Genomic DNA, 17,981 nt, shown 5'->3' with positions numbered 1-17,981 from the left:
TCAATTCCGGTCGCGGCCATCGCCTATGCTGGGGGCTGCTTCGCGGGGCCTCTCACAGGGTCCGCCGAAGCGGAGATCGTGCACAGTTTTCTCGAGGTTTCTCGGGGTTACCCAGAGGGTGAAGGAGGGTGGAGAGCCATGCACTGCCCCTTCTGCAGGCACCCCGACAGCCGCGTCGTCGACAGCCGGACCACTGATGACGGCTGTTCGATCCGCAGGCGCCGCCAGTGCCCCGACTGCTCCCGCCGGTTCACCACCGTCGAGACCGCGTCGCTGATGGTGATCAAGCGGAGCGGGGTCACCGAGCCCTTCAGCCGCAACAAGGTCATCTCCGGCGTGCGCAAGGCGTGCCAGGGCCGCCCGGTCACCGAGGACGCACTGGCCCAGCTCGGCCAGCGGGTCGAGGAGGCGGTGCGGGCCACGGGCAGCGCCGAACTCTCCACGCACGACGTCGGGCTCGCCATACTCGGTCCGCTCAAGGACCTCGACCTCGTCGCGTATCTGCGGTTCGCGTCCGTCTATCAGGCCTTCGACTCGCTCGAGGACTTCGAGGCGGCCGTCGCGGAACTCCGCGCAGGCGCCCCCGGCCCCGCGTCGGCCGAAGGTGCCGAAGGGTCCGCAACCGATGCCGGCGGCCGCGGCGGGGACACCCCCGGAGTCCCCGCGCCCGCCGTCGCCGCCGACTGAGGCGGCGACACACCAGACCTGCCCGGAGCGCTCGGCGCTCCTGGACGACAGACACACATCGCGCCACGGAAGAAATGGGCGCATGAGGGCGTTTTGCCCGTAGAGGGAGGCGGCATGACCGAGACGACGAGCGGCCCGGCACGAGGTTCCCGCTCCAAGGGAAACAAGGGCGGCAAGGGTCTGCGCATCGAACGCATCCACACGACCCCCGGCGTGCACCCGTACGACGAGGTGGTCTGGGAGCGTCGTGACGTCGTCATGACCAACTGGCGCGACGGCTCGATCAACTTCGAGCAGCGCGGCGTCGAGTTCCCCGACTCCTGGTCGGTGAACGCGGTCAACATCGTCACGAGCAAGTACTTCCGCGGCGCCGTCGGTTCGCCCGACCGCGAGTCCAGCCTCCGGCAGCTCATCGACCGCGTGGTGCTCACCTACCGCAAGGCCGGTGAGGAGCACGGCTACTTCGCCTCCCCCGCGGACGCCGAGATCTTCGAGCACGAGCTCACCTACGCCCTGCTGCACCAGGTCTTCAGCTTCAACTCCCCGGTCTGGTTCAACGTCGGTACCAAGCAGCCGCAGCAGGTGTCCGCCTGCTTCATCCTCTCCGTCGACGACTCCATGGAGTCGATCCTCGACTGGTACAAGGAAGAGGGGATGATCTTCAAGGGCGGCTCCGGCGCCGGCCTGAACCTCTCCCGCATCCGCTCCTCCAAGGAGCTGCTCTCCTCCGGCGGCAACGCCTCCGGCCCGGTCTCCTTCATGCGCGGCGCCGACGCCTCCGCAGGAACGATCAAGTCGGGCGGCGCCACCCGCCGCGCGGCCAAGATGGTCGTCCTCGACGTCGACCACCCCGACGTCGAGGCCTTCATCGACACCAAGGTGAAGGAGGAGGAGAAGATCCGCGCCCTGCGCGACGCGGGCTTCGACATGGACCTGGGCGGCGACGACATCACGTCCGTCCAGTATCAGAACGCCAACAACTCGGTCCGCGTGAACGACGAGTTCATGAAGGCCGTCGAGTCCGGCTCCCGGTTCGGCCTGCGCTCCCGCATGACCGGTGAGGTCATCGAGGAGGTCGACGCCAAGGCGCTCTTCCGCAAGATGGCCGAGGCCGCCTGGCAGTGTGCCGACCCGGGCATCCAGTACGACGACACCATCAACCACTGGCACACCTCGCCGGAGACGGGCCGGATCACCGCGTCCAACCCGTGCAGCGAGTACATGCACCTGGACAACTCCTCGTGCAACCTCGCCTCGCTGAACCTGATGAAGTTCCTGCGCGATGACGACAAGGGCAACCAGTCGTTCGACGCCGAGCGCTTCGCCAAGGTCGTCGAGCTGGTCATCACGGCGATGGACATCTCCATCTGCTTCGCCGACTTCCCCACCGAGAAGATCGGTGAGACCACCCGCGCCTTCCGCCAGCTGGGCATCGGCTACGCCAACCTCGGCGCCCTGCTGATGGCCACCGGTCACGCCTACGACAGCGACGGCGGCCGTGCGCTCGCCGGTGCCATCACCTCGCTGATGACCGGTACCTCCTACCGCCGCTCCGCCGAGCTGGCCGCGGTCGTCGGCCCGTACGACGGCTACGCCCGCAACGCCGACGCCCACAAGCGCGTCATGCAGCAGCACGCGGACGCCAACACCGTCGCCGTGCGCATGGACGACCTGGACACCCCGGTGTGGGCCGCGGCGACCGAGGCGTGGCAGGACGTGGTCCGCCTCGGCGAGAAGCACGGCTTCCGCAACGCCCAGGCCTCCGTGCTGGCCCCCACCGGCACCATCGGCCTGATGATGGACTGCGACACCACGGGCGTCGAGCCGGACCTGGCCCTGGTCAAGTTCAAGAAGCTCGTCGGCGGCGGCTCCATGCAGATCGTGAACAACACGGTCCCCAAGGCGCTCAAGCGCCTGGGCTACCAGCAGGAGCAGATCGAGGCGATCGTCGCCCACATCGCCGAGCACGGCAATGTCGTCGACGCCCCCGGCCTGAAGCCCGGGCACTACGAGGTCTTCGACTGCGCGATGGGCGAGCGCGCGATCTCCGCCATGGGCCACGTGCGCATGATGGCCGCCGCGCAGCCGTTCCTCTCCGGCGCGATCTCCAAGACCGTGAACCTGCCCGAGTCGGCCACCGTCGAGGAGGTCGAGGAGGTCTACTTCGAGGGCTGGAAGATGGGCCTGAAGGCCCTCGCGATCTACCGCGACAACTGCAAGGTCGGCCAGCCGCTCTCCGCCAAGAAGAAGGAGGAGGAGAAGAAGGCCGAGGCCGCCCCCGCAGCCGCGGAGAAGGTCGTCGAGTACCGCCCGGTCCGCAAGCGTCTGCCCAAGGGCCGTCCGGGCATCACCACCTCCTTCACGGTGGGCGGTGCCGAGGGCTACATGACCGCCAACTCCTACCCGGACGACGGTCTGGGCGAGGTCTTCCTGAAGATGTCCAAGCAGGGTTCGACCCTCGCGGGCATGATGGACGCCTTCTCCATCGCCGTCTCGGTGGGCCTGCAGTACGGCGTGCCGCTGGAGACCTACGTCTCGAAGTTCACCAACATGCGCTTCGAGCCGGCCGGCATGACGGACGACCCGGACGTGCGGATGGCGCAGTCGATCGTCGACTACATCTTCCGCCGCCTGGCGCTGGACTTCCTGCCGTTCGAGACGCGTTCGGCCCTGGGCATCCACTCCGCCGAGGAGCGCCAGCGTCACCTGGACACCGGTTCGTACGAGCCGGCCGACGAGGAGGTCGACGTCGAGGGCCTGGCGCAGTCCGCGCCGCGCCAGACGGAGACCCCGAAGCCCGAGGTCCCGGCCCAGCCCGCCGCGGCGGCTCCGGCGCCCAAGCAGGCCCACAACTCCACCGAGCTGGTGGAGATGCAGCTCGGTCTGAACGCGGACGCGCCCCTGTGCTTCTCCTGCGGCACGAAGATGCGCCGTGCGGGCAGCTGCTACCTCTGCGAGGGCTGCGGTTCGACCAGCGGCTGCAGCTGATGCACTGCTGACGGTCCTCGACCGTCGCCCGTCCGATGGCGGAGCCGGCACCTGCCGGCTCCGCCATCGGCGTTCGGCGGACGTGCTGCGAGGGACCGTGGTGCGGGGAGCGAAACGGGCGCCCAGTGCGCCGGAACGCTCGCCCGGGTGCACTCCTGCGCTCCCTGATGCGGATCACTGCACGGGCCGTACGATGGCCCGGTGCTGGTCAAGTGGATTCGCTGCACCGTGGTCGACCGCCGGGGCTTCGAGCGGGGGCAGCGAAAGTGGGCGGGGCTGCTCGGCGAGCCGGGGTTCCGGGGACAGGGCGGCGGCTGGAGCCGCGGACGCCCCGATGTGGCGCACCTGTTCGGCTTCTGGGAGAGCCGTGCGTTCTACGACTCCTTCATGGCGCGGTCCCACGACAGGCTGGCAGCCGCCCAGTTCGGCACGTACAAGAACACCCAAGTGCGGCTCTTCGAGCACCGTTTCGACGTGAAGGTGGGCTTCCGGCCGCAGTTCACGGATGCGGACGTGGTGCGCATCGCCCACTGCCGGGTGCGCCCGGAGCGCATGGAGCACTTCACGCTGATGCAGGAGAAGGTGTGGAACCCGGCGATGGCCGGTTCGCCGGGGATGCTGCGCGGCGTCTTCGGCGAGGCGCCCGGCCCGGAGTTCCTCGTGCTGTCGATGTGGAACTCCGTGGCCGAGCACGGCAAGTACCGCGCGGAGCGGGTGGAACGGCTCGCGCTGCGTGCGCAGACGGAGGCCGACATCGCGGCGATCACGGGCGACGTCGTGGCGATGGAACCGTCCTGGACGGTGTGAACGCCCGGGCGGTTCAGCCCTGTCCGGCCGGGGCGGCGTACGCACCGGAGCGGACCGCCGCGAGCGCGGCATCGGCAGCCTGATCGGCGTCGGTCGCGTCGATGCCCTCCCGCGTGACGAACAGCCGGAAGACCAGCGGGGCGGAGACGGCCCGGACGACCGCGCCCGCGTCGGTGCCGGTCGGGTCTCACTGCGGGAGACCGCCTTCTCGACGACCGGGGCGCCCGCCGGGCGCACCGTGCCCGGGGCCCCACGATCGGACCCTGCGGGACTGCTTCACGGGGCGCAGGTGCGAGATGTGCCGGGGCCGGATCGCGGTCTGACGCAGGACTGCGTACGGCGCGCGGCGGCCGGGCGCTCTAGGGTGGCGGTATGGCACGGCCCCGGCGCATCGTTCTCATCCGGCACGGAGAGTCGGAGGGCAATGTCGACGACTCGGTCTACGAACGGGAGCCGGACCACGCCCTGAGCCTGACCGCGAACGGCCGCCGGCAGGTCGAAGAGGCCGGCGTACGGGTGCGGGAGCTCTTCGGCGACGAGCGCGTCTCCGCCTACGTCTCGCCCTACCGCCGCACCCATCAGACCTTCCACCTGCTGAGACTCGACCCGGCCCGGGTCCGGGTCCGGGAGGAGCCGCGCCTGCGCGAGCAGGACTGGGGCAACTGGCAGGACCGCGAGGACGTGCGTCGGCAGAAGGCCCGCCGGGACGCCTACGGCCACTTCTTCTACCGCTTCGCGCAGGGCGAGTCGGGCGCCGACGTCTACGACCGGGTGGGCGCCTTCCTGGAGAGCCTGTGGCGCAGTTTCGACGATCCTGATCACCCGCCGAACGTCCTGCTGGTCACGCACGGCCTCACCATGAGGCTGTTCTGCATGCGCTGGCTGCACTGGACCGTCGCCGAGTTCGAGTGCCTGTCCAACCCGGGCAACGCCGAGACACGGGTGCTGCTGCTCGGCGCCGACGGCCGGTACCACCTCGACCGGCCCTTCGAGCGCTGGTGCACGCCCGAACCGTACGGCTTCACCGGTTAGACACCTAATGGGATGTGGAGGGGCGGACCGGCTGACGATTCCTGCGGTGGCCGAGTGCGCCGGGGGCAACCCCACCACCATTTCTTCCATGCAGAGGTCTCTCCCGACATCGACGAGCGTCGCAGCAGCCTTCGGGAGTGCTTGCAGCGCGCCGCCACCGGCCTCGACATGGTCCTCGCAGCCTCCCGCGGCCGCACCGAGCCGCGTACCAGCACCGAGGCGTTCATGAATCTTGTCGCACCTCGGTACCCGAACAACACCGTGAGCCCCTCCGGGGCCGCCGTGGTCGTTGAAAAGGAATTAGAGTTCGCTGCGATGAGCGCTGACCGTTTCCACCGAGCCCTGGCGAGCCTGCGCGGGCTGGCCGTGGGCGACGCCCTCGGCTCCCAGTTCTTCTCTCGCGCCAACTACCCGTCGCTCAAGCGCCGCGAGCTGCCGCCCGGGCCCTGGCGGTGGACCGACGACACCGAGATGGCCTGCTCCGTGCTGGCCGTTCTCGCCGAACGCGGGCGCATCGACCAGGACGCCCTGGCGCGGTCCTTCGCCGAGCACCACGATGCGGACCGCGGGTACGGCCGGAGGGTCACCGGCCTGCTGCGCCGGGTCTCCGAGGGCGACGACTGGCGGGAGCCGGCGGCGGCCATGTTCAAGGGCCAGGGCTCCTGGGGCAGCGGGGCCGCCATGCGGATCGCCCCGCTCGGCGCCTGGTACGCGGACGACCCCGAGCAGGCCACCCACCAGGCGGAGATCTCCGCCTACACCACGCACCAGCACCGTGAAGCGGTGGCCGGGGCCATGGCCGTGGCGGCCGCAGCCGCTATCGCCGCCGGGCCGGAGGGCTCCGCCACTCCCGGGAGGCTCCTGGACGGGGTGATCGCGCTGGTGCCGAGGAGCGCGGTACAGGCAGGTCTGCGGCGTGCCCGCGACATGCTCGACTACGGCGACGCCACCACCGTCGCCGCCGTGCTCGGCTGCGGGCGCCGCACCAGCGCCCACGACACCGTGCCGTTCGCGCTGTGGGCCGCGGCCCGCAACCTCGGCTCCTTCGAAGAGGCGTTCTGGACGACCGCCCGGGCCGGCGGCGACGTCGACACCACGTGCGCCATTGCCGGGGGAGTCGTCGCGGCTGCGGAACGCGGTGCTCCGCCCACCGGCTGGCTGGAACTCGCCGAGGCCCTCCCCGGCTGGCTCCCCGCGGCCCCGCACTGATCCGTGCGGGGAGCCGGGGGCGGGGCGACGCCGGACACCCCGGGGAGCGTAACCTTGCTGACGCCATGCCCTACCAACCGCCCACCCACAGCGTCGAACGCTCGCTCCGAGCGACGACGGGAGCCAAGGTCGTCGCCGGTGTCGACGAGGTCGGCCGCGGTGCCTGGGCCGGTCCGGTCACCGTGTGCGCAGCCGTCACCGGTCTGCGCCGCCCGCCGGACGGCCTCACCGACTCCAAGCTGCTGACCCCCAGGCGCCGGCTGGCGCTCGCCGGGGAGCTCGAGACCTGGGTCACCGCCTATGCCCTCGGCGATGCCTCCCCGCTGGAGATCGACGAGCTGGGCATGACGGCCGCCCTGCGGCTGGCCGCGACCCGAGCCCTGGACGCGCTGCCCGTACGGCCCGACGCGGTGATCCTCGACGGCAAGCACGACTACCTCGGCGAGCCCTGGAAGGTCCGTACGGTCATCAAGGGTGACCAGTCCTGCGTGGCCGTCGCGGCGGCCTCCGTGATCGCCAAGGTCCGGCGGGACGCCATGATGGCCGAACTGGGCACCGGCCACGCCGACTTCGGGTTCTGCGACAACGCCGGCTATCCCTCGCCGGTGCACCGCGCGGCCCTGGAGGAGCTCGGCCCCACCCCGTACCACCGGCTGTCCTGGTCCTACCTGGACTCACTGCCCAAGTGGCAGCACCTGAAGCGGGTTCGGGCCGTTCCGGCACCCCGCGCCGGTGCTTCCCCGGAGGCGGGCGGTCAGCTCGGGTTCGACTTCTGACCGGCCCGAAGCGGCACCCGCCGACGCAGCCCGCACCGGCGTTTGATAAACATCAACTCATGCCTCTCATCCCCGAGGAGCCTCAGATTCACGAGAGCGTCCCGGGTCCTCGCGCAGTGGCGGCCGTCGGCCGCACGGCGTCGACCCCCCGTCCTGTCCCTGGCCCCCGCCCGGCCCCCGTTCGGCCCGGCACCCCCGGCGCTGCAACTGTGCCGTCCCCGCGCACCCCGCAGCGGACGGCCCCGGCGGCCACTCCGCAGATCCAGCTCATCCCCGCTTCCGCGGCGGGTGCCCTGGACGCCGCGGACGAGGCCGTCGACCTGTTGCTGGACACCGGGCGTGCCCCCGGCGAAGTCCTGGTGCTCACCACCGGCGACCTGCACCCGTGGGCCGCGCACGAACTGTCCTTCGGTGAAGCGTCGTACTGGGCGCAGTGCGACACGGCCGACGACGTCTTCTACGCGGGCGCCGACGCACAGCGTGCGGCATCCCGCCCGGTCGTCGTCGTGGCCGTCAACGGCGGCTCGGACTCCGCGGTGAGCACTGCGCTTCCCGCGGCCATGGCCCGGGCCGGCGCCCTGCTGATCGTCTGCGGAGACCCGCAGAGGGTCAATCCCCTTCTGGCCACGGGCGTCTGATCGTCCGCGCCGCCGAGGGCCGGCCGGTCCGGCCGTCGGCGGCGCAACAGGCGGCCTGCGCGGTCACCGGGCTGCCGTGTGACGGTGCGCCCCGGGCGCCCCGCCACCGGCGCTGAGCGGGGCGGGAACACGTGCCAGGGAGCACGGCTGCCGTCCGCTGCGGCCTTCGCCGAGGATGTGCCAGCCGGTTGCCGTCAGCGTGATGTACGCGCCACAGCGCAGCCCGTGCAGGCTGCAGGCGTCACGCAGGCCCCACATCCAGGCGCCGTCCTCCTGCGTCCAATGGGCCTCGCCCTCACGGCAGTAGAGCAGGACGGCGGTACGGACGGGAACGCGCCTGCGCAGGTCGTGCGGGATCACCCGGCGCAACTGGGCGAGCAGCGCGTTGCGCAGCTCCCAGCCGTCGGGCGGGCCGGCACGTCTGACGAAGGAGGCGCTCGCGGCGAGCCGTTCGTCCGGGTCGAGCACGGCGACCACCGCCGTGGCCGGTGTGGGCAGATGGCGTGCATGCAGCCCGGTGACGACCTCGCGCGGGTTGCGCAGCAGCGGGACGCCGCACGCGGCCCATGCGGCGGGCTCGAGGAGCCTGCCCAGACGGGGAACGGGATCGGCCGGGGGAGGCGGAGCCAAGCCGAAGGCCATGATTCTCCCTTCGTCTGCACGCCCGTGTCCGGGCGGGAGTTCGGGCAGGAATGCACACCGCGGCAGCCGTCCACGGAAGCCGTGGACGGGCGGGAGCGGGGAGCCGGGGCAATTCTCCCGGGACCGATGGCCGTGCGGCAACGATCGATTCCCACCCGTGACCGGTATCCGGCGGTCCGCCGACTGAATTCCCCCCTCCGCCGCGCTCATCCCCGGTGGTGTTGCCCGCCTTCGCCCCCACTCATCCCTGCACGGCCAGGACCAGCGGAAACACCTGCCCGGCCCCGGACCGCCGCAACAGCCGCGCAGCGACGGCCAATGTCCAGCCCGAGTCGGTGAAGTCGTCGACCAGGAGCACCGGACCGTCGGCGGCCGCGAGCGCCTCCGCGAGCTGCGGCGGTACGGCCAGTGCGCCCTCCAGCGCGCGCAGGCGCTGGGCGCTGTTGGAGCGCGGCACTCTTGTGTCCGTGTGGTCGTCGCGGTACTCGACCGTGCCGAGCAGGGGCATGCGGCCGACGGCGGCGATGCGTTCGCCCAGCGACCGGATCAACTGCGGGCGGGTGCGCGAGGCCAGGGTGACGACGCCCACCGGCCGGGCGGGGGCGTCCGGGGCACCGGAGGCCCAACCCCCGGGGCCCCGGGCCCAGTCGGCCAGGACGGTCACCACGGCGGCGGAGACATCGTCCGGAACGGGGCAGTCCGGTGCCTGGGGTGCGAGCATCGGCCGCAGGCGGTTGCCCCAGCCGATGTCGGAGAGCCGGCCGAGGGCACGCCCCGGAGCGGCTTGTTCGCCCGCGGGAATGCGGCCCTTGAGGTCGACACCGACGGCGGGCAGGCCCGTCGGCCACATGCGCCGCGGCTCCACTTCCACGCCGGGACGCCCCAGCTCGCCCCGCGAAGCACCCAGGGCGGCCTCGGACACCTCGGCGGTGAACCGCGGCCCTGCGCAGTTGTCGCAACGGCCGCACGGGGCAGCCTGCTCGTCGTCCAACTGCCGCCGCAGGAACTCCATCCGGCAGGCCGTTGTCGTCGCGTAGTCGCGCATCGCCTGCTGTTCGGCCGTGCGCTGCTCGGCGACCCAGGCGTAGCGCTGGGCGTCGTACTCCCAGGGGCGGCCGGTCGCCGTCCAGCCGCCGCGCACTCTGTGGACGGCGCCGTCCACGTCGAGCACCTTGAGCATGGTCTCCAGGCGCGAACGGCGTAGTTCCACCCGGGGTTCCAGCGCGGGGAGGGAGAGCGGGACGTCCGATGCGGCCAGCACGTCGAGCGTGCGGCGCACCTGCTCCTCCGGGGGGAAGGCGAGCGAGGCGAAGTAGCTCCAGATCGCCTCGTCCTCGCGGCCGGGCAGCAGCAGCACCTCCGCGTGCTTCACCCCGCGCCCTGCGCGGCCCACTTGCTGGTAGTAGGCGATGGGGGAGGAGGGGGAGCCGAGGTGGACCACGAATCCCAGGTCCGGCTTGTCGAATCCCATGCCCAGTGCGGATGTGGCCACAAGTGCCTTGACGCGGTTGGCGAGCAGATCCTCCTCGGCCTGCTGGCGGTCGGCGTTCTCGGTCTTGCCCGTGTAGGAGGCGACGGTGTGGCCGCGGTGGCGCAGGAATGCCGCGACCTCCTCGGCGGCGGCGACGGTGAGGGTGTAGATGATGCCGGACCCGGGCAGCTCGCCGAGGTGGTCGGCGAGCCAGGCCAGCCGGTGGGCGGCGTCGGGCAGCCGGAGGACGCCCAGGCTCAGGCTCTCCCGGTCCAGCGGCCCGCGCAGGACGAGCGCCTTCTCCGCCCCCTCGCCCGTGCCCAGCTGTTCCGCGACGTCCGCGGTGACGCGGGCGTTGGCGGTGGCCGTCGTCGCCAACACGGGGACGCCCGGGGGCAGCTCGGCGAGCATGGTGCGCAGCCTGCGGTAGTCGGGCCGGAAGTCGTGGCCCCAGTCGGAGATGCAGTGCGCTTCGTCGACGACGAGCAGGCCGGTGGCGGCAGCGAGCTTGGGCAGCACCTGGTCGCGGAAGTCGGGATTGTTGAGGCGCTCCGGCGAGACCAGCAGCACGTCGACCTCGCCCGCGGCGATCTCGGCCTGCACGGTGTCCCACTCCTCGGTGTTCGAGGAGTTGATCGTGCGCGCCCGGATGCCTGCGCGCGCGGCCGCCTCCACCTGGTTGCGCATGAGCGCCAGAAGCGGGGAGACGATCACCGTGGGCCCGCTGCCGCGCTCGCGCAGGAGTGCCGTGGCCACGAAGTACACCGCGGACTTGCCCCAGCCTGTGCGCTGGACGACGAGGGCACGGCGGCGGTCGGCGACCAGCGCCTCGATCGCTCGCCACTGGTCCTCGCGCAGTCGCGCCTCGCCCGTGGCGTCTCCGACGAGACGGGCGAGGACGGCGTCGGCCGAGGCACGGAGGGCTTCGTTGGTCATGCCCCCATGCAACACGACATCACTGACACCGCGCGAACGCACTGTCCACAGCCCTCAGTATTAGTAGGACCATATGGCAGGGGTTATCCACAGGGCTGGCGGGCCTCGGCGGGCTCACGGGACCCTCGGGCCATGAGCAACCGCGACGAAACTTCCCGCCCGTCCGCCGCATCCGCCGACTCCTCGTCCGCCCCCTGGGATCCCCGGCCGGAATCCCAGATCACCCTCCGCAGTCCGGCCGAACTCGCCGACGCCCTCCCCTACTTGATGGGATTTCACCCGACCGACAGCATCGTCATGGTGGCGCTGCACGGCGACCGCGGCCGCTTCGGCGGGCGGCTCAGGCTCGGCATCCCCGGCAGCCGGAACGAGTGGCCCGACGTGTGTGACCAGCTCGCCGAGACCCTGGTCGCGGGCAGCGCCAAGCGGGGCGCCCGGCCCGACGGCATCGTGCTGTTCCTCTGCCGGGACCCCGGCGAGGGGGAGACGGCCCTCGAGATCATGAAGCGGCTCCAGCCGCTCGCGCAGTGCCTGCGCATCGCGTGCGGCAGCCTCGACGTGCCGGTCTACGAGGCGCTGTGCATCTCCGGCGGCCGGTTCTGGTCCTATTGCTGTCCCGACGAACGCTGCTGCCCGCCGGAAGGCGTGCCGCTGGCCCTCCCCGGGACCTCGGTGATGGCGGCGGCCGCCGCCTACGCGGGCATCCAGGTGCGGGGCACGCTGCGTGAGATGGAGGCCCGCTACGCACCCCTCACCGGAGACCGGGCCGAGGCGCAGCTGCGGGCGCTGGACGGGGCCGCCGCCGACCTCGTGCCCCGCATCCTGAGCGGCACGAACTGCGAGACGGTCCGGCAGGAGACGCTGGACCTGGTGCGGCTGCTGCTGGACCGGTTCCACGAGGCGGAGCCCGGCGCACAGCGCACGGACTCCGACGCGCGGGACGACGCGCTGGTCGGCGTCGACGAAGCGGCGGCGGTCATCATCGGCCTGCAGGACCGGGCCGCGCGCGACCGGGCCGCCGAGTGGATGGAGGGCCCGCAGGCCCCGGCGGCGCTGCGGCTCTGGCGGGCCCTCGCCCGCCGCTGCGTGCCGCCGTACCAGGAGCACGCCACGGCGCCGTTCGCCCTGGCCGGCTGGGTGGCCTGGTCCGTCGGGGACCATCCCGAGGCGAGGGTCGCCCTGGGCGGCGCGCTGACCATCGATCCCGGATACCTCTTCGCCCAGCTGCTGCACCGCGCCTGCAACGAAGGCCTGGACCCGGAGCTCCTGCGCCGCTGCCTCCGCCAGGAACGGGCCGACCGGGCATTGGCCTCCGCCGTCGAGGCCGGGACGAACGGTGCCGGGAGCGACCGTGCGAGGGCGGGCCAGTCCGGGGGAGCGGAGGCGAAGCCGGGCACATCCGCGGCAGCGGACAAGGCACCGCCCGCCAGGCGCCGCCGCCCTGCGACGACGGACGCTTCTGGCGGCCCGGCGACGGCCAACGGCCCCGCGGGCAGGGCCCGGCCGCGACGGCGCACCGGGCAGCGGGGCACGCGGAGCCGTCAGTGACCGCGCTGTGGAGCGGCCACCGTGACCTCCGCGGGGCCTGCACCGTTCACCCATGTAGCCCGCAATGGCTGTTCGACATCCGGACCGTGATGCCCCCAGGGAGCGCAGACGAGTGCAAGGCATTGCCCCCAACGGTCAGCAGGCCCACCGCCCGCCCGCACCCCGGCGCCCCGCCGGCGGACGCCCTCCCGGACCGGCCCCTGTGCACGGGGCGCTGATCTGCGTCGCGCTGCCCGCCCTGGCCATCTCCGGCGAGCACGGGCAGCTGACCGGCCAGGGCCTCGACGGTTTCTACCGCGGAGGGCGGCGCCTGCTCGCGCGGTGCAGGGTGCGGGTCGCGGGCGCCGAGCCGGTGCCCGTGCAGGGGCGCATGATCGCCGCGGGCCGGGCCCGGTTCGTCGGCACGGTGCGGACGGCGGCCGACGCCGGGCCCGACCCGGCCGTCACCGTCGAGCGGCTGCGGGACGCCGAGGGCACCGAGCGCATCACCCTGCGCAGCGCGGCGGTCCAGGAGGTTCGGCTGGCCCTGGAGGTGTCCCTGGGCACCGACCTCGCCGAGCTGGGTGCGGTGGCGGCGGGGCTGGCCGGGCCGGAGCTCCCCGCCGGGGTGCACGCCTCGGGGCTCCGCTGGTCGGGCCCCGGCGGGCAGGCGGTGGTCACCGCCGACCCCGCGCCCGGTGACGTCCTGGCCTCGGCAGGCTTGTTGTGCTGGGAGATACGGCTGCCGCCCGGCGGCAGCCACAGCATCGAGCTCCGGGTCCGTCCGGACGTCCCCGGCCGCCCGCATGCGGGCGGGAACGGCAGCCGTGACCGTGGCGGAGCACCCCCATGGAGCGATGCGGAGGCCGAAGGGGACGACCCGCGGGCCGCTGCCCTGCTGGCGGCGAGCCTGGAGGATCTGCGGGCCCTGCTGGTGCGCGACCCCGTGCACCCGGGCGACGCCCATCTCGCCGCCGGCATTCCCTGGCGCTGCGGCCGCCTCTCCCCGGCCGAGGCCCTGTGGGCCGCCCGGATGGCCCTTCCCCTGGGCACCGGCCTCGCCGCAGGGACGCTGCGCACACTGGCACGCACCCAGCTCACGGGGCCCGGGCCCGACGCCGGCCGCATCCCCGGCCCCCTGCGGCACGTCGGTGGCCATGTGCCGCCAGGCTGCACGGGCGTCGAGGCGACGCTGCTCTTCCCGACGGTCCTGGCCGAGGCCCGGCGGTGGGGGCTGCCACCACAGGAGACGGAGCCGCTCGTGCCCGCGGCCGAGCGGTGCCTGGCCTGGCTCCGCGCAGCAGCCGGGGACAGCGGGTACCTCGCGGACCCGGTGCCCGGCGGCCCCTACCGCTGCGAGGTGCAGGCCCATGCGCACCGGGCCGCGCTGCTGGGCGCGGACCTCCTCATGGCGTTCGGCCGACCCGGGGCCGAGGAGCTGCTCGACTGGGCCGCCGGGCTCAGGCGCCGCTTCCGGGAGGACTTCTGGGCCGACGACGCGGGCGGTGGCCGACCGGTGGCGTGCCTCACCCCCGACGGCCGCCGCATACCCCACCTGGGCTGCGCCGCCGCGCACCTGCTCGACACGGGGCTGCTCGGTGAGGGCCGGGTCGCCCCGGGGCTGCTCGACAAGGTGCAGACCGAGCAACTGGCCAGGTTGTTCGGCGGGCCGGCCCTCGACTCCGGCTGGGGCCTGCGCAGCCTCGGTGCGAGAGAGGCCGGGTACAACCCGTTCGGGCATCGGAGCGGCGCCGTGCGGGTCCACGAGACGGCCGTTGCCGTCGCGGGCCTCGCGGCGGCCGGATACGAGAACGAGGCGAGCGGGCTGTTGCGAGGAGTGGTCGACGCCGCCGAGGCCTTCGGCCACCGGCTGCCGGAGATGTACGCGGGGGAGCAGCGGGCCAGGGGCGGCGTGCCGCTGCCGCATCCGGCCGCCTGCCGTCCCGCGGCCGTCGCCGCCGCGGGTGCGGTCCAGCTGCTGGCCGTGCTCGCCGGGGTGCGGCCCGACGTGCCCGGGGGCAGCGTGGCGGTCCGGCCGCTGCGCAACGCCCCGCTGGGGGCCCTTCGTTTCACCGGGCTGCGCGTCGCCGGGCAGCCCTTTGCCGTCAGGATCAGCAGGCTCGGGCTCGGCATGGTCGAGGAAGCCGCCGGTGGCCTGCAGTTGGGGATGTGAGCGCCGTGCACGCCGGACTGACCGAAGGACCGCCCGCGGGCGTGGCCCAAGAGCCTGTTTATCGTCAGGCAGACGACTATGATCGCGTCATGCCCTACGACCCGTCGGCCTTTCCGCCCTTTGCCGTGACCGTCGACCTGGTCGTGCTGACCGTGCGTCGCCATGCGCTGTGCGCGCTGGCCGTGCGCCGTGGTGAGCCCCCGTTCCAGGGTCGATGGGCGCTGCCGGGCGGGTTCGTACGGGCCGACGAGGATCTGACCACGGCGGCCGCACGGGAGCTGTCCGAGGAGACCGGCCTGCATGCCCACGACCCCGCGGGCCCCGTGGTCCCGAATGCCGCGCACCTCGAACAGCTCGCCACGTACGGCGACCCCAAGCGCGACCCCCGCATGCGGGTGGTGAGCGTGGCGCACCTCGCCCTCGCCCCCGACCTGCCGGCCCCGCGGGCGGGAGGCGACGCGCGCAGCGTCCGCTGGGCGCCGGTGGAGGAGCTGCTGGATCAGGAGGCCGGCTACGGGCGCGAGGGCGAGCAGGCCGTTCCGCTCGCCTTCGACCATGCCCGCATCCTCGCGGACGGCGTCGAGCGCGCCCGCTCGAAGATCGAGTACTCCTCGCTGGCCACCGCGTTCTGCCCGCAGGAGTTCACGGTCGGCGAACTGCGCCGGGTCTACGAAGCGGTATGGGGCGTCGCGCTGGACCCGCGCAACTTCCACCGCAAGGTCACGGGCACTCCCGGCTTCCTGGTCCCCACCGGCGGTACGACGACGCGCCAGGGTGGGCGCCCGGCGCAGCTGTTCCGCGCGGGCGGGGCCACGCTGCTCAACCCGCCGATGCTGCGGCCCGAGGCGTAAGCCGCGGGGCGGCCGGGAGCGGCCTGCCCCACGGGTCCGTCCATCGGGGGTGACACACACCCCGGAAGAGCCGTCATTGCGTAGCAAATAAGACATACAGGGTTACGGTGCTGCGGTACGCCCTCCCGCCCCGCGCGCCGAGCCGGCCGTCGTGACCCCGCCGGTCACCGCTGATCCCGCGCGCCGAGCCGAATCACGTCACGCGCCCGCGAGAGAAGCCATGATCCAGGCCATCGGACTCACCAGCGCCCCCCGCCGCAACAAGCCCCTCGCCGTCGACGACCTCACCTTCGAGGCCCGCCCGGGGCGGGTCACCGTCCTGCTCGGCGAGCGGGGGGCCGGCAAGACCAGCGCACTGCGCCTGATGCTGAGGCTCGACCCCGGGCGCGGCGTCGCCCTCTTCCGCGGCCGCTCCCTGGACCAGGTGCCCCACCCCACCCGCGAGATCGGGATGCTCCTGGGCGACGTCCCCGGCCACCCCGGGCGGACGGCCCGCGGACACCTGCGCATGCTCAGTGCCGCCGCCGGGGTCCCCGCCGAACGCGCCGACGACGTCCTGGAGGTCGTCGGGCTCAGCGGGCTCGCCGACCAGCGCCTGGGCGGGTTCTCTCTCGGCATGGACCGCCGCCTCGGCCTGGCCGCCGCGCTCCTCGGTGATCCCCACACGCTGATCCTCGACGAACCGACCCACGGCCTCTCCCCCCGCGAGACCGCATGGCTGCACGGAATGCTGCGCGGCTACGCGGCCCAGGGCGGCGCCGTCCTCGTCACCTCGCGCGAGGCCATGGAAGCGGCCCGCCTCGGCGACCAGGTCGTCACCATCGACCACGGCAGGCTCGTCGCGGACCAGGAGGCCGCCGCGTTCGCCGCTTGCCGGTTGCGCCCGCGCGTCGCCGTCCGCTCGCCGCACGCCGCCCGGCTCGCCCATCTCCTCGGTGAGGAGGCGGAGGCGGCAGCGGGGCCGGGGAGCGCGCCCCCCGGCCCTCCCGTCGAGGTCGCGTTCGACGGGAGCAGCCTGCTCCACGTCTACGGCAGCAGCGGCGCGGCCGTCGGCGAGGTCGCGTACCGGCACGGCATCCTGGTGCACCGCCTGACCGAGGAGACCGGCGACACCGGCCCCGTGACCCCGCTGGAACGTGCCGACGGTCGTACCCCGGAGGTCGCGGGCGGCCCTGTCGGCGCGGACTCCGCCGGGGGCGAAGAACAGGTCGCCGACGCCTCCTCGTCCCGCACGCCTCCCCGTGTGCACAAACGCCGGGCCGCGCCCGGTCCCACCTGGCCGCTGCGCTATGAACTGCGCCGCTCCGCGGGGGTGCGCACCGGCTGGACGGTGGGAGTCGTGGCCCTGGCCGCCTCCTTGGCCGTTTCCGTGCTGCTCGCCCGTACCGGCAACCCGCCGGCGCTGCGGCTGCTCACCGGCTGGCCGCTCGCGTTCCCGCTCCCGCCGGTCGCCTTCGGTGCCGGGCTGCTGGGCGCACTCGCCTTCGGACAGGAGTTCCGCTACCCCGCCCTCGGACCGGACCAGGGTGCTGTCCCGCGCCGCCTGGGGCTGCTGGGTGCCAAGCTGACGGTCACCGCCGCAGCCGCGCTGTTCCTCGCGCTAGCCTCCGTCGGCATCGACGCCGCCGTCCTGCGCCTGCTCTTCGGGGAGCCGGTCGCGACCCTTCCGGACGACTGGGGCATCACACTGACCGGGTGGGCCGTGCTCTCGGTGGGCTGCGCCTGGGCCGGTCTCTTCGCTGCAGGGCTCTTCCGGTCCACCGGGCTGGGCCTGCTCGCCGTCCTGGCGGTGCCGGTGTTCGTGGTGCCCGTGCTGAGCGGACTGTTCGCCCGGCCCGCGGTGCGCTCACTGACCGGTCTTCCGGAGCGGCTGCGCTCGACGGCCGTCGTTCAGTGGCCGTCCGGGATGGACCAGGGCTTCACGGCGGTGCTGCGGCTGATGGCCCAGCCGGTCGGCTGGGCACTGGCACTGGCTCTTGCAGGGCTCGGAGGGGCTTACATCCTCGCCGTGTTGCGCGGGCGGCCGCGCTGAGGCTGTGCTAAAGCCGCGAGCCACGCAAGGATCCACGCAGAGTGACAATCGGTCCGGGGGTACGGAGGCCGTCGCCGGGTCATGACCGTGGCAGATGTGGCCAGGGCGCTGTCCGAGCAGCGAATCGACGAACGGGAGGCCGTGACACTCCGCATTCACTCTGCCGTGAGCAGTGCGGCCATATGTCCAATTGAGCGTCAATTGTCAGGTAA

13 protein-coding genes are annotated in these 17,981 nt (G+C 73.0%); 11 read left to right on the top strand and 2 right to left on the bottom strand.

Annotation, left to right across the window (positions count from 1 at the left end):
• Nucleotides 1-138 precede the first annotated feature (138 nt).
• From nrdR to ACWD4B_RS03465, 7 genes are all read left to right on the top strand, one after another.
• Nucleotides 139-687 carry a transcriptional regulator NrdR gene (nrdR, locus tag ACWD4B_RS03495; protein WP_390778406.1) on the top strand — a complete coding sequence of 183 codons (549 nt, stop codon included), beginning with the start codon at nt 139-141 and terminating at the stop codon, nt 685-687.
• Nucleotides 688-801: 114 nt separating this feature from the next.
• The gene (locus ACWD4B_RS03490) at nt 802-3,675 is read left to right on the top strand and encodes a vitamin B12-dependent ribonucleotide reductase (RefSeq protein ID WP_451419202.1); all 2,874 of its coding nucleotides are present in this window, start codon (nt 802-804) and stop codon (nt 3,673-3,675) included.
• Between the two features lie 201 nt (nt 3,676-3,876).
• Nucleotides 3,877-4,482, top strand: a complete 606-nt coding sequence (locus tag ACWD4B_RS03485; protein WP_451419201.1) for a YdbC family protein — start codon at nt 3,877-3,879, stop codon at nt 4,480-4,482.
• 372 nt (nt 4,483-4,854) lie between these two features.
• On the top strand, nt 4,855-5,514 hold the full coding sequence (locus tag ACWD4B_RS03480; RefSeq protein WP_336412781.1) for a histidine phosphatase family protein: 660 nt from the start codon (nt 4,855-4,857) through the stop codon (nt 5,512-5,514).
• A gap of 315 nt (nt 5,515-5,829) precedes the next feature.
• Complete coding sequence (locus ACWD4B_RS03475) at nt 5,830-6,723, top strand: ADP-ribosylglycohydrolase family protein (protein WP_451419200.1); 894 nt, start codon at nt 5,830-5,832, stop codon at nt 6,721-6,723.
• Nucleotides 6,724-6,788: 65 nt separating this feature from the next.
• Nucleotides 6,789-7,499 (top strand): ribonuclease HII, encoded by a 711-nt coding sequence (locus ACWD4B_RS03470; protein WP_451419199.1) that lies wholly within the window; start codon nt 6,789-6,791, stop codon nt 7,497-7,499.
• Between the two features lie 59 nt (nt 7,500-7,558).
• Nucleotides 7,559-8,137, top strand: coding sequence for a hypothetical protein (locus ACWD4B_RS03465; protein WP_451419198.1), 579 nt, complete (start codon nt 7,559-7,561; stop codon nt 8,135-8,137).
• Between the two features lie 63 nt (nt 8,138-8,200).
• Here the strand turns inward: ACWD4B_RS03465 and ACWD4B_RS03460 are convergent, their stop codons facing one another.
• Entirely contained in the window at nt 8,201-8,779 is a 579-nt protein-coding gene (locus tag ACWD4B_RS03460; protein ID WP_451419197.1) for a hypothetical protein, read from the bottom strand.
• Between the two features lie 241 nt (nt 8,780-9,020).
• Nucleotides 9,021-11,186 carry a RecQ family ATP-dependent DNA helicase gene (locus ACWD4B_RS03455; protein ID WP_451419196.1) on the bottom strand — a complete coding sequence of 722 codons (2,166 nt, stop codon included), beginning with the start codon at nt 11,184-11,186 and terminating at the stop codon, nt 9,021-9,023.
• Between the two features lie 132 nt (nt 11,187-11,318).
• Here ACWD4B_RS03455 and ACWD4B_RS03450 point away from each other — a divergent pair, with 132 nt between their 5' ends.
• The 4 genes from ACWD4B_RS03450 to ACWD4B_RS03435 all read left to right on the top strand — a co-directional run bounded on the left by ACWD4B_RS03450 (nt 11,319) and on the right by ACWD4B_RS03435 (nt 17,769).
• A complete protein-coding gene (locus ACWD4B_RS03450; RefSeq protein WP_451419195.1) occupies nt 11,319-12,734 on the top strand; it encodes a DUF4192 domain-containing protein in 1,416 nt (471 codons plus the stop codon).
• A 64-nt stretch (nt 12,735-12,798) separates the two neighbouring features.
• Nucleotides 12,799-14,886, top strand: coding sequence for a glycogen debranching N-terminal domain-containing protein (locus tag ACWD4B_RS03445; protein WP_451419194.1), 2,088 nt, complete (start codon nt 12,799-12,801; stop codon nt 14,884-14,886).
• 89 nt (nt 14,887-14,975) lie between these two features.
• A complete protein-coding gene (locus tag ACWD4B_RS03440; protein WP_451419193.1) occupies nt 14,976-15,737 on the top strand; it encodes an NUDIX hydrolase in 762 nt (253 codons plus the stop codon).
• Between the two features lie 220 nt (nt 15,738-15,957).
• Nucleotides 15,958-17,769 (top strand): ABC transporter ATP-binding protein, encoded by a 1,812-nt coding sequence (locus tag ACWD4B_RS03435; protein WP_451419192.1) that lies wholly within the window; start codon nt 15,958-15,960, stop codon nt 17,767-17,769.
• The last annotated feature ends 212 nt before the right edge of the window (nt 17,770-17,981 follow it).

The organism is Streptomyces sp. NPDC002536, from assembly GCF_053594995.1.
This window is presented reverse-complemented; position numbering and strand designations above follow the sequence as displayed.